Origin of the sequence: Erythrobacter sp. R86502, assembly GCF_042466465.1 — a bacterium.
Classification (GTDB): domain Bacteria; phylum Pseudomonadota; class Alphaproteobacteria; order Sphingomonadales; family Sphingomonadaceae; genus Erythrobacter.
Genome location: NZ_JAXHCJ010000001.1, coordinates 500,347 through 513,978, shown reverse-complemented (window position 1 = coordinate 513,978; position 13,632 = coordinate 500,347). Strand labels below are relative to the sequence as shown.

Here is a 13,632-nt window from a genome sequence, read left to right as displayed (position 1 = left end):
GCGCCATTCTCTCCCGCCGTCAAACGCGAGGGTCACGTGCTTCACTCGCAGATTTGGCGAGAAGGCAATCGCGCACCGACTGCCAACATTGTACCCAAGCGGGGCCCGGCACACTCTTGGCCTTAGGTCGACATTATTTGCCCGGCCGCCCTCGCTTTTCGCGGTGCACGCAAGCGGGCGGGAAGCAGCGCAGCTGGGAAAGGATCGAGGTGCCCGGTCACAATTGGGATCGCCGTCGCCGCCTTCTGCAGCAATGCCATATGAGCTTTCGAATAGCGCCCTTCGGTCTCGCTAGAGAGCTTATGCCCTGCGAAGTCGGCCCTTAATTCTGGCATCACTTCGGCCCCCTTCATTGCGTTGATCACGGTGTGCCTGAAGGATTGCGTAGCCTGGCCCGTTTTCAAGAATGGCAAAGCGCGCGCAATCTTTGTCCAGATCGTATTGTAGTAGGCATCTCCCAAGGTGCCCTTCCCGCTTTCTGGCATAAGTTCAGGGAACAGCATGGTTTCGCCTGCGCTGCGCAACGCTATGACGTAATCAGGCAGACCTAGGCGCGTGAGTTCGCTCGCGAAGGGCAGTTTGCGGGCCGAGGTGATCGTCTTGAGGCGCCGGATTTCTGTGGGCCTGACGTTGAACTGCCAATGGCCATCGTCCACCTCGATATCATCCAGCTTGAGACCGCAGATTTCCTCGCGCCGCATGCCGGTATACCAGCCGATCATGGGCACAAAATACCAGGCGCTGTGGACGAGGAGGTCACCTGGATGCATTCGGCGGGCCAAGGATTTGGACCCTGTCCACGGCGGGAGGCTGAACAGCATCCGGCCCTGCTCCTCGGTGTAAGCGTCGCGCTGGTCGCGGGCGTTGCGATCATCGTTTTCGATGAATGCGCTGTAGTCCAGCGGGCTGAGCAGATGGTGCTTTTCGAACCAAGTGGTGAGCTGGCGCAGGAAGCCCCAATGGCGGTTTGTTGTGCTGAGGCCGAGCCCGAGCTGATCCCTTGTCAGCGCACCGGAAGGCATTTCGGCGGCTTTGCCGTCGTCTTTACGCTTGGCGGCCTTCGCAATGGCCTCTTCGCCCCGCCGCACGCGCTCCGCGGTTTCCTGGACGATTTCCCAGATGGTCATTTTCCGGTGCTTGGGCGATTTGCGGAAAGAGGGGCCATGCAGCGCCTCGAAGCAGTTGTTGAGCTGGACGAGATGGTCGTGGGCTACGGTCGCCAACGGCTGGCCGTGCATAACCTGCTCAAGCAGAAGTGCCGGCAGCTTGAACTGCTCACGGGTTTTGTTTGTCCAAGGCTCGCCGCTCTTACGGCGCGCTGTTCCGTCCTTGCCGCCAGTGCGCGGGTTGTGCTCGAAGAACTTCTCGACCGACTCGGTCGGCGTCATGGTCACCCAAGGCCCGACGATGACCGGAGCCGCTTGTGTTGGCGGCATCTGCGGTGCCGACGCATTCAGCTGAGGCTGCGCCGGCTGCTCATACCCCGCAACAGGGACAGGGGCGTAGGCGGCACCGGGATTGGCAAGCGTCTGGCGGAACTCCCGGATCGCCTCGATGCGCGCCTGATTGACGACCTTGCGGGCCATTGCCTCGCGCAAGGCTGACTGTTCCACGCCGATCTCGGCCAGCCGGGCGATCGCGGCTTCCTCTGCGCCATCCTGCGCGAGCGAGGTAGCAAGTTCCGACCACGCCATGACCACAATCGGCTCATCATCGGCATCAGGATCGATACGCGCAACGAGGAAATCCTCGACCTTGCCCTTGGCCGCGCCATCCATCGCTGCCAGTTCGCTTGCACCGAGCCGGAGCGAGAGCGCCTTTTCGATGTCCTCGTGATCATCAGGCGGCAAGACATGAAACTGAGCGTGCATGACCTCGAGCCGGTCGCGTTCGACCAGCATCTGGCGGCGGAAGATTTCCGCGCGCTGGGCGGCGGTCAGTCCGTCGGTCGCAATCTTGGCGGTCATGGTCATCGCGAGCCGTTCACAGATCAGGGTCATGGCCGGGGACAGCAGGGCTGCCCGTTTCCGGCTGGTGGTCTTGAGCGAGAAGCGTAGCCGAAAAGGCTTATCGGGACCTAAACGTATGAGTTGGCGGAAGTAATAGGTTCCCTGCTTGCGGGTAACGTTCTGGATGCTGCACATGGCCGTGGTCCCTGCCGTGGCACCCTGCCGTGGCACCCTGCCGTGGCACCCTGCCGTGGTGCTTTGGCCGGATGCAGTTGCAAGAAACACGTTATTTCAGATATTTGGATCATTCTTGGCTGGGGATCCTTCCGCCCCAGCCAGTTTCCCAAAAACGTTATCTATAGTGCCCAAAGGGCCGCACGGTGGCCCGTGTAATCCTGCTTTGTCGGCCATTATCGCAAGCCTGCCATCACGGATCGGGGAACGTGGGTCGATCAGATGGCGCCGGGTTCGAGGCTCAACGGCAAAACAATTAAAGCCTATAGCGCCCTCACGCCGCCCAGAGCGTTGGCTCAGCCTCTGTACCAATCATGGCGAGCCCGTGTGCGATAGACGTCAGTTCGCCGCCCGAAGCAATTCTGTCCGACCCGAAGCGGCCTTCAAAAAGGCGGCGCACCGCGGGGATCATCGAAGAACCACCGGTCAGAAAAACGCGGTCGATGTGCTGTGCAGGAATTGCGGCGCGCAAAAGCGCGTGATCAAGAGCCTGTTCAATGCGAACAAGGTCAGGGGCGATCCAGTCTTCGAATGCGGCGCGCTGCACATCCACCGCAATATCGAGCCCACCGCCGCCAAACCGGAACGTCGCGCTTTCGCTGTCCGACAGGGCGCGCTTCAATTGTCCCACCGCGGCGTACAACGGATAGCCTTGCTCATGTTCGATCAGCGCGATCAGACGATCGATGGCAGCAGGATCGACCGCGTTTCGTTGGAGACGCCGCAGTTCTTCAAGCGTCTTGCGATTGCGCATTAGCGCGAGACGCGACCAGTCGGAAAAATCCGAAAACCAACCATCCGGAATGTCCAGCAGCTTGTCAAAGGAACGATACTTGCCGCCCTTCCCCAGCATCGGAAGCACCAACCGATCAACAATTCGCTGGTCGAAGCGATCACCGGCGATCCCGATCCCCGAGGAAGCCAGCGGAGTGCAGCGGCGCTGTGCGCCGGGTTCGGCGATCCGGACGATGGAGAAATCAGTCGTACCCCCGCCAAAATCGGCCACCAAGACAGTCGCAGGTTCAGTCAGCCGGGTGGCGTAACTGAAGGCCGCTCCCAGCGGCTCGTACACATAGTGCACTTCCACCCCAAATGTACCGAACATGGCCCGGTAGCGTTCACGGGCGAGGTCGCTGTCAGGCTGCGCGCCTGCGTATTCGACCGGCCTTCCGACGATCAGGCGTCGAGGTCGGTGGTCCAATTTTCCGCGCGCATGCGATGCGAGTTTGCGGAGGAACAGCGCACCCATATCCTCAAACCGATAAGGACGGTTGAAGATGAGCGCTCGTTCAAAAAACGGGCTAGCCACCACGGATTTGAAAGACTGAACGAAACGGCAATCCGAAGGGCCTTCAAGATATTCCTCGATAGCCCATGGCCCTGCTTCACTTGCAATGCCCCCTGCGACCTCGCCATCCTCCCAGAAACACAGGGCGGAACGGAATGTCGGGCCCGTTCCGTTTGCGCTTTGAAATTCAATCAGCTCGGAACTTCCCTCGCCATCCGAAATTGCGGCGACGGTATTGGTGGTGCCAAAATCCAGGCCAATTGCCTCGATCATATTGAAATTCCGTTCGCGTTTAGGCTGTGAAGCATGGAAGGCAGTGCGTTGCTGGGCCCTACGCGCCCCCGTACAAGTTGCAAGTGAGGCCCGTTGGTGGAACAAAAGCGCTCAAGCGACGTATTGGTGCGCTGAACTGTGGCTGTGGCCATGATGGAGTTGTAACCGTGTCCAACCAGCTTGCGTCGCCGAATGTTGCCAGTGAGGCGATAGAAACAATCAACGGAATGATCACCGGCTTTGCCGAACTGCTGCCGCTGATTGCGATCGCCATCGTGGTATTTCTGATCTTCTGGTTCATTGCATCGACGACCCGAAAGATGGTCGAACGTTATGCCGAACGGTCAGAAAATCATGCTGGGGCCGCCGTGGCGTTTTCCCGACTTGCCTATTTTGCCATCATGATCCTTGGGCTTCTGATAGCCGTCACCATCGCCTTTCCAACGATCACGCCCGCCAAGATGTTTTCCGCGCTCGGCATCGGCGGTGTAGCCATCGGCTTTGCCTTCAAGGACATCTTCCAGAATCTTCTGGCAGGCATCCTGATTTTGGTCCGCCAGCCTTTCCGTGTCGGGGATGAAATCAGCAGTGGCGACTTCACTGGAACGGTTGAAAAGATTGAAACCCGTGCAACGTTCATCCGCACCTACGATGGCAGACGGATCATCGTACCCAACAGCAATATCTATACCGAACCTGTAACGGTGATCACGGCATATGGCATTTTGCGCAGCGAATATGATGTCGGAATCGGATACGGCGATGATGTGGCGGAAGCACGCAAACTCGCACTGGAAGCTGTCAAAGCCGTCGACGGCGTGCTGGCTGACCCCGCCCCAGATGTGCTGCTTTGGGATCTTGCCGGGTTTTCACAGAACCTGCGCGTTCGGTGGTGGACAGACCCGAAACGTGCAAGTGTCGTACAGGTCAAAGACCGCGTCCTCGAAGCGGTTGCCAAGAAGCTTTCAGCCGCATCGATCGATCTTCCATTCCCCACGAGTGTTGTTTTGCTGCACGATCAGACCGAAGAGACTGATGGGGATCGGACCCGTCAGCGCGAAGGCTGGCCCGCCGGGGCCAATCCGCCAAGCGCGCGGCCAATCGGTGCGCGTTCGCGGGCCATGGAATAGGCGCTTTGGTGGATTTGGACACTCTAGTTCCCATAGGACAATACGCGCCGCCGGCCCTTCCCACGCAAGAGCGTTTCCACGCGATCCTCGCCAAGCTGAAAGCCATGTTTGTCGCCCGAACGGGCACCGATATCATCGCAAACGAGCGGTTAACCACGGACTCGCTTCGCCAGCTTGACCGTGATGTGATAACGCCCATTTGCAGCCTTCAGATCGAGGCTCTCGACGCTGCATCGGTGCAATGGCTTGCCAAACCGGCCTCGCCGGGCACGATTCTGGCCATCATCACTGCGCCTTGCGATCAGAATGATAGCTTTACGCGCTGGGCCAACCAGTCTGACCTTCATCGTATTGATCCCCCATCGTCGCGTTCGGCCCCGATTAACTGGGGGCCGCTGGAGGCTCTTCCTACGCACAAGACGCTGGTGATTCCGCAGCTGGAACGCTGGTTCTTGCGCTCGGCTGAAGGGCTGGACAGGGTGCGTCAATTAATGACGATATTGGCGCAAAAACGGCGCGTTATTGTGGGATGCAACAGCTTCGCATGGGCGTATCTATCAAAAGCCATTCGGATCGATCTGATAGCGCCGGGCCCATTCACATTCAAACCGCTCGACGGAGAAGCTTTGGGTAAGTGGCTCACCGAACGCGCACATGACAGCGACGCCGCCGATTTCCGCCTCGTCGATAGTGACATATCGCTTTTGCAGGACAGGACGTCCAAGGAAGCGCAGCATTTCTTTCAGACACTTGCAGGCCGAAGCCGCGGTATCCCGTCGACGGCATGGCACATGTGGCAGGAAATGCTGCGGATCGATGAACCGGATGCAATCAACCATGGGGCTCAGGGCGATCACTCGCGTCAAAGGGACGACTATTGGGTGGCCTCGCTTGAAGAACTGATCCTGCCGGGCACCTATCCGAGGGAGCTTTTGTTTGCGCTTCATGGCCTGTGTCTTCACGGCGGCCTGAGTACGGCCGAGCTGACTGCCATAATGCCCGAAGCACCCGGTGCGGCCATGATCCCTGCATTGCGCACGAGCCAATTCGTACAGGAACACGAAGGCATCCTGAGCATCCGTCCCGAAGCGTATCTGGCTATTCGCAGCGGGCTGCAGTCAAGCGGGTTTCCGCTGGGGGCAATCTGATATGATGGAAGCTGGCGCAACAGGATCGGTGCGTGCGGAAACCGAGGCAGCCCAGCTGCTTCGTGATTTTCAGGATATCAGTTACTTTCAGATATTCCTGATTGCCGCACTTGCTTGGGCGGTGGTTTATCTTTCTCGCAGAATCCTGCCATTCCTTGCCGAGCGCGGGCCCAGCCAAACCCGGCTCTATCTGCTGGGAGCGGTGCCCATCGTGCGGCTACTTGCAATCGTGGCAGCAACCTTGTGGATTTTGCCGCTGGTCTTCAACATCACGTTGCAGAACTTCCTGGTAATCGCAGGCGCGGCGAGTGTTGCCATCGGTTTTGCCTTCAAAGACTTTGTCAGCAGTCTAATTGCGGGAATAGTCGCAATTTTCGAACGCCCCTATCGTTCGGGAGATTGGGTCAAAATCGGTGAGGACTATGGTGAGATACGGCGCATGGGGCTGCGCGGCATGACAATTCAGACACCCGACGACAATGCCGTGGTGGTGCCGCATTCGCGGCTTTGGACCGAGAATATCTCCAATTCGAATGATGGCGCTCAAACACTTCAGTGTGTCGCGAATTTCTATCTTTCGCCGGGGCATGATGCAGCCAAGATCCGTGACGCGCTGTACGATATTGCGCTGACTAGCCCCTATCTCGACTATGCGCGCCCCGTCGTCGTCGTCCTGTCAGAAGAGCCGTGGGGCACACATTACAAGATCCGCGCCTACCCCTTCGATATGCGCGATCAGTTCCTGTTTATTTCAGACATGACCGCGCGCGGAAAGCGCACTGTGGCTATGATGGGAGGGCTCCCCGCTGCGGTCACGCCCGCCGTCGAACGCACCGCCTGACGCCGGCGTATCGACCGTGTCAGGCTTTCAGTCTGATACCCTAGTGGGCTGTGTTTGTGGCACGGCTGCGTTCCCGGACTCAGCCTCAAGCGCGCTGTCGATGCCTGTCGCGGTCTTGCTAACCTTTTCCTGTGCAGCGCTGTACCGCTCGTCAAAGGTGGGCTCGTCCTTGCAAGCAGGTGTCATCAACAGCAACACAGCAGATACGGCGAAGCGCGTACCGCGCATCAGTAATCCTTCCGATACCGAACATTGACATTGGTAGCGCCCGAGCCGCCCGCTTGGCTCAGCACCGACAATGCAGGTGTCAGCGCCACTTCCAGCTGCGTTGCGGTGAAGCCCCGCGCATCGGTGATGAATTCGACATAAATGTCGTCAGTAATGTACTGGCCTACTGCCAGTGCTGTTCCCCTGCCCTGCGTTTCATCGCCGCCCAGGATGCGCAGACGGTCGACGCCCGATGCTGCCCGAAGCTTGCCAAGCGGATTGAGACCACCACCCGATCCACGCAGCGAATTGAGCGAGGCGGCAAGTTGCACGGCTTGGATGGCAGACAGGTTGCCGATCGAACTGCCGAAGAGAACACGGGCGAGAATTTCATCCTGCGGCAGCCCGGGCACGCTGGTGAACGCTATTTCCGGGTCCATCGCACGTCCCGATACGTTGACCGATACGGTCACATCCTCGATCGTTTCGCTTGCTGCGATGGCGATGACCGGATCGATGGTGGCTCCGCCCGTGAAGCGCACACGGCCTTCGTTGAGATCGAAGGAACGCCCGGCAAATCCAAGCGTGCCCCGAACCAGTTCAACAGCGCCCGTGACGCGCGGCGCGGTGCTGGTCCCGCCAAGCTCAAGGTCTGCCCGCCATTCGCTTTCCAAACCCATTCCCGACACATACAACTGTTCGGGCGCGGTCAGCGCGATATCGAGCCGTAGCTGGTCAAAGATTCCGGATGCGGGTTGCGCCGGCTCATCGCCTGTAATCCGCTGCGGCCCCTTGGGCGGTTTGAACCGAACACCGGTCAATTCGGGCACCTGCGCAGCGCCCTGGCGTATGATCTGATAGCGCGTTTCAGGCAGAACAAGGCTGCCGGAGAGCACCGCAGCCTGCGCCGCGCTTTTGCTTAGCCGCAATTGTCCTGTGGCCGACGCCGCTAATCCTTCACTGCGCGCAAGACGGGCATCGTCCAGCGACACAGCGATATCCATCGGATAACCGCGATCTGCGGCTAGGCTCACATAGCCTTGAGCATTCAAGGTGCCGTCTCCCGCCGTCGCGCTCAATCGTTCAAGTTCGAACCTGTCGCCAGAAAATGACCCGCGAATATCCATATTGGACAGGCGCGTGCCGTATGTCTGATTTTCGTAGGTCAGTTTGCTTGCGCGGACGATGCCTGCAAGCTGCGGGTCCTGCACCCGACCAGAGAAGTCGGCGGCAATGCCAATCGGACCCGATAGCCGTTGATCTGGCTGGCCCGCGAACGAGAACAGCGTATCGGCCGGGCCATTGTATCGTATGCCCCCTGACAGCGGCGCAGCCATGAGGCGTGTGGTCCAATCGCCCGTTCCTGGAGGGAGCGGGGTAAGGGATGCAACCATACGGCCGATCACGGTGCCGCGTCGGCGCATCACCGCACGAGCCTCGCCTCCGTTGGGAAGCAACTTACCAACGAAATTGATGTCAAGCGGCTGGCTGACCGATACCGCAGTGGTGCGTGTGAAGCCATTGATCTGAAGCCGCGCATCAGCACTGGGAAAGGCATTCGGACTGACTTGCGCAAAGTCCAGGCTGCCTGTGGCGCTGCCATCAAGGCCCAACCCGGGCACGAATGCATTCACGATTTCAAGATCAAGCGATTCCAAACGGCTTTGCAGCTTGATTCCGTCGCCATAATTCCCCGCAAGACGAACACTGCCCTGCCCGAAATCGATGTTGGTCGGGAGCAGTTCGTAGCTCCCGTCCCCCGGGATGATACGCGCAGGGTTGGTTGTTCGGAAATTGATCCCCCGGACCTTCCCTTGCAGCGCGGCACGCCAGAGATCGGGTGCCAGTTCCGCATTCGCTGCCACGCGGAACGGTACGCCGCTTACGCCTTCTGCCAATACGCGCGCCGTTCCGCTTCCGTCGCGGTAGTTGATCTTGGCCCGTCCCGCGGTGAGGTTGAGACTGCCAAAACTTGTCTGCGCCAGCTGCGCATCAGCCACGACAAGGGGAGCATCGAACAAGACAATGCGTGCATCGACGATTGCGGAGCCAATCGAAAGCTGCGCCGGGCCGGAAAGAACGGTATTTCTCGCTCGAAGATTGATCAGCGCTTCCTGATACTCACCCTGAGCGCCCAATCGGACCACACCGCTAAGTCCCTGCCCATTCGCGGTCAACCTGCCCGCAAACGGACCTGATGGTGTTTGGCGCAGCGAGCCTGCAAAATCGATACCGGCCAGATTGGCTCTGGAGATATCGATAGTAAGCTGCGGCCCGGTTCCTAACAGGACGTCAGCGGTTAGAGGGCCGTAATCGGTGTCCGCACTCGCATCGAGGCGATATCCGTTCGCTGCACCATTGATCTGAGCGCGCAGATTGGCAAGACCGATGCCAAACCCGGGGCGCTCCGCAGTGATCGTAGCACGAGGACTGGTTATCGTCCCGCCAACCCTCACGCCTACAGGGCCATATTGTTCGGTCACCCCGTCAGCGTTGAACGCTATGGTGCCGTCGCTGGAATAACTTCCAGAACCTTGCGTGATGCGAACCTGGGGCGAGGTGAGGCGCAAGCGGTTGAACCGGGCGATACCATCCGCGCCATACCGAACGTCAGCCGACGCGGCGAGATTGCCTCCCAAAAAGTCGCGCACGCTTTCATTCAGCAAGTTGGTCGAGCGCGCCCGGACTGTGCCTGCCAAGGCATAGCCTCCCCGTTCGGTCTGAAGATCTACATCGGTTTCGATATTGAAAATACCGACGCTTTCGACGCGGTAATTGTCGATTCGCCCGTCGATGGCACCGGTGTAAAGACCCGTCGAAAGATCGGCGAGAACGATGATGTTTGCATCGATACGGTCGGAACGCAGCCGAAGATTATCGGACAGGACGCGGGTGCCTTCAATCGCAATGTCCCCGCCAAGCGTCACATTGACCAATGTGCCACCTGCAACGGTATCGAGCCCTGTGATCCGGGATGCGCTTGCCTGCACCGGGATGAGGATCTGATCGGCATCGACCTTCGCAGCACCGCGGGCGACGACGTTCTGCAAGCCCATATCGTTCATGACGAGCCGGGCGGCATTGATTTCGTATTGCGCGTCAGGCGTCGCAAAAGCGCCATCAAGAAGCAATTGCGCACGCAGCCCGCTTCCTGAAAGATTGGGAGCAATCGCAGACGGTTTCAGAAGCACGAAGCTCAATCGCAGTTCGTCGAAGACGCTGTCGCCAAGGTCTACGACGCCGTTGGTGTTGACGCGGAAGGCGTCGCTCGACACGGCGCCGGCAAGATTGACGCGCCGCTCATCCGCTTCCGCGGTCAGATCGACATTGAGGATCGGTCCAAGAAGGGCAGCGGTCGATCCTTCGAAAAGGCGAGCCGCCCGGGTTGGGCCCTTGACCGCAAACGTGCCGCTGCGCGCCGAAATTCCAAGCCGTGCGAATTCTGACCCGGCAAGGTCAGCATCGATGCGCCCGTTCCAGTTTGACCAGGTGCCAGCACCCGAAACCTTCACCCGCAAGGGATCGCGCAAACCGCCAAGTGCGGCGATGACGCCGTCGCCGGGTGCGTTAAGATCAAGATCGATGTCCAGCTTGTTGTCCTGTGGCACCGCATCGAGCCTAAGCGCAACACGGTCGCCGCCGCTTCGTCCTTGACCAGCGATAGTCGTCCCGTTGAACGTTACCTGTGCGCGCCCGCTGGCAATCCGGGCATTGCCTGCAAGTTCGGCAACGCGCCGTTCGCCGCTGACCGGAGCTTCCGCCACAAAGCGGTCGATCCGCATCTCTGCGATATCGATGTCGAGGTCTGGAAGAAGCGGATCGTTGTTGGGGGGCGTCTCGTTGAAAACCGGAAGTCTCAGCAATGTTGCCCGTTCGGCGGTCAGGGAACGCACATCAATATGGTTGTTGACGTAAGCGAAGGGGCGCCAGTCCACACGCATTTCAGGGGACGTGAGGAATGCGCCTGATGGATCGGTGAGACTGAAATCGTGGATGATCATCTCACCATAAAGCGACCCTTCGATCCGCCCGATGGCGATGCCCATGCCGTTTTCGAATTCGAAAGCCTCGATCTGATTGACCACGAACCGGCGTCCGGGTGCAGTATCCAGCAGCGCAACAACCGCAACGAGGATGCCGATCAGCGATGCGAGTACAATCGCTGTCCATTTGAAGATTGTGCGGCCACGGTTAGGACGATTAGCGGCTGCCGGATCAGGCATCTGATCGGGCACGCCCTCGGCAAAGGGTTCGGACTGGTCGACCATCAGAATGCCTGTCCGATAGATACATAAACCGCGATGTTGCTTTCTCCCGGCTGGCGATCAAGCGGAATAGCGACATCGAACCGCAGAGGCCCGAAATTGGTGTAATATCGACCGCCAATACCCGCGCCGTAACGCAGGTTTGAAAAATCAGGCGTCGTACCTTCGTACACCTGTCCGGCATCGACAAAACCGACAACGCCGAAATTGCCGAAGCGGTACCGGACTTCGGCAGCCACTTCATTCAGACTGCGTCCGCCAATTGGCCGGAAAAACGTGGGGCTTTCACCCTCGTCTGGATTGTCAGGGTCGAAATCGAGATTGGCCAATTCGATCTTGGGACCAAGTTCCTGAAAGCCGAACCCGCGGACCGATCCGCCCCCGCCAGCGTAAAACCGCCTGGAGGGTGCAAGGTCAAAGCGTTCGATCCCCTGGATCGTGCCAAGCCGCGCTCGGCCCGCGATCACAATGGAATCCGTCACAGAATAATAGGCCGAGGCATCAATCCGGGCACGAACGTAAGGCGTGAACCCATCCTGCAACGAACCTTCCGGTTCTACCAGGGCCGTGACACGAAATCCGCGGGTAGCATCGAGCAGGCTGTCTGTCCGATCAACGCCAACCTGGCCGGTCAGCCCTCCGATGAAGAAAGTGCGGCGGTTCAATTCACCCAGATCGAAATCGAAATCCTGTTCGTTCGTTCCGATCAGACGGATACCGTAGGCGTAGGTCAGCGGCTTCTGCCACAGCGGCGTTGAGTCATAACTGATCAGCGCAGAAAGCTGCCCGGTGAACGCTTCAAATGCAGCGAAATCCGAACGCAATGCTTCGGCCCTTACCTGAAGCGTGCGATCACGCTGTCCGGCATTGGAGCGGCGGAACGAAAGCCCTGCTCCTTGCTCCTGCGTCCCTGCAACCACATTGGCGATTAAAGCGCCTTCAGGCGGGAACAGATTGCGGTGGGTCCAACTTCCTTCCAGGCGGAAGCCCTGCCCCGTGCCAAAACCGGCGCTGCCTGCAATCGTGCGTGGCGGGCCTGCGTCCTGTTCAACCAGCACGGTGGCAAATTCTGTACCGTCACCCGCGGGCTCACCCGTTCGTTGAGGCACCACAGAGATCGTGTTGAAAAGTCCGGTCGCTACCAAAGCCTGTCGAAGATCATCGATATCGCGGCTGTCATAAAGATCGCCGCGATCGAACCGGGCGAGCACCGCGATATGTTCGGCGTCGAAAGCCAGATTGCCGGTGGTTTCGATCGCGCCGAACCGCGAACGCGGCCCCACATCGATCGGCAAGGTGTACACGCCATCCTTCGTATCGGGATCGAGCAGAATGTCGCGTTGGCCTACTGCCGCGAACGGGTATCCGTTTTCGGGCAAGCGGACCGCGATATTTGCTTCGCTGCCCTGCACGCGTTCGGCAATGATTGGCTCACCCACCGCAAGCGCCATGTTTTGTGTAATGAGGTCTGCCGGCACCACCGGATCGGCGTTGATGACAATATCGGAAAAGACGAACCGCTCTCCGGAAACCACAGACAGGACCGCAGTCAACGGCTGGCCTGTCGGATCTTCGGAACGGTCTATACGGGTAGTCACGCTCGCTTCGTACCACCCTTCGGATGCAAGAATCCGCTGCAGCAGGGCGCTGTCTTCAGTCAACCGCGCGGCGACCTGCGCGACGTTCGCCGCTTCGCCGTCACCATCTTCAAGCGCGGACAGGTCTTCGAACATCGCTGCAAGCGCAGAGCCGGTGTCTTCATCTGCCGCCTCAAGCCCTTCGATACGGACACTGTAGGCGATCTCGACGACTTCATCGTCGGACGCATCCTCAGCAAGTTCGACTGGTGCAACCTCGAAGCTCTGCAGTGACGGCAATGGTGCGATCAGTTCCGCGTCGCGGATCGGCGCGTCGCCGATTTCCTCCACCAGGTCACCGTCAGCCAGAGCAGGATCGCCTAACGGGGGCTGGGAACCCTCGGTCGTTTCAGCCGAGCCGTTGATGCTTTCAGCAGCCATCCGCCGCTCAAAATCTTCGATAGTCTCCAACGGCCCATCAAGCTCAGCGTCCAAGGAAGGCGCAATTGGCGGGACGGCCTCTTCAAACTCGTCATCGGTGATGATCGTTTCAATATCCGGAAGACCATCTTCTGCAACAGGAACCGGCAAAACCGTTTGTTCGGCTCCGGCATTCTGACTGCTGGTGGCGGAGACGGAGGCGCCCAAGGCGGCGCTCTGCAAACCCATCGCGATCGAGGTTCCCATCAGCATGCCGCACCGCAGGATGGAACACCTGTC

General features: G+C 59.3%; 7 protein-coding genes. 3 read left to right on the top strand and 4 right to left on the bottom strand.

Annotated features, from left to right (window positions below):
• Positions 1-122 precede the first annotated feature (122 nt).
• Together SJY33_RS02390 and SJY33_RS02385 are read right to left on the bottom strand one after the other, a co-directional pair.
• Positions 123-2,144 carry a site-specific integrase gene (locus SJY33_RS02390; protein WP_379920934.1) on the bottom strand — a complete coding sequence of 674 codons (2,022 nt, stop codon included), beginning with the start codon at positions 2,142-2,144 and terminating at the stop codon, positions 123-125.
• Positions 2,145-2,457: 313 nt separating this feature from the next.
• Entirely contained in the window at positions 2,458-3,744 is a 1,287-nt protein-coding gene (locus tag SJY33_RS02385) for an Hsp70 family protein (RefSeq protein ID WP_379920933.1), read from the bottom strand.
• A gap of 167 nt (positions 3,745-3,911) precedes the next feature.
• On the opposite strand from SJY33_RS02385, the gene SJY33_RS02380 reads away from it, so the two are divergent.
• The 3 genes from SJY33_RS02380 to SJY33_RS02370 are packed head-to-tail and all read left to right on the top strand — an operon-like array spanning position 3,912 to position 6,863.
• Entirely contained in the window at positions 3,912-4,874 is a 963-nt protein-coding gene (locus SJY33_RS02380) for a mechanosensitive ion channel family protein (RefSeq protein WP_379920932.1), read from the top strand.
• Between the two features lie 8 nt (positions 4,875-4,882).
• Positions 4,883-6,022 (top strand): hypothetical protein, encoded by a 1,140-nt coding sequence (locus SJY33_RS02375; RefSeq protein WP_379920931.1) that lies wholly within the window; start codon positions 4,883-4,885, stop codon positions 6,020-6,022.
• Between the two features lies 1 nt (position 6,023).
• Positions 6,024-6,863, top strand: a complete 840-nt coding sequence (locus SJY33_RS02370) for a mechanosensitive ion channel family protein (protein WP_379920930.1) — start codon at positions 6,024-6,026, stop codon at positions 6,861-6,863.
• Positions 6,864-7,090: 227 nt separating this feature from the next.
• Here SJY33_RS02370 and SJY33_RS02365 read toward each other — a convergent pair whose 3' ends face one another.
• The gene (locus SJY33_RS02365; protein ID WP_379920928.1) at positions 7,091-11,338 is read right to left on the bottom strand and encodes a translocation/assembly module TamB domain-containing protein; all 4,248 of its coding nucleotides are present in this window, start codon (positions 11,336-11,338) and stop codon (positions 7,091-7,093) included.
• Positions 11,338-13,605: an autotransporter assembly complex family protein gene (locus SJY33_RS02360; protein ID WP_379920927.1), complete on the bottom strand. Its 2,268-nt coding sequence runs from the start codon at positions 13,603-13,605 to the stop codon at positions 11,338-11,340. Before SJY33_RS02360 ends, SJY33_RS02365 begins: the two co-directional genes overlap by 1 nt.
• Positions 13,606-13,632: the final 27 nt, after the last annotated feature.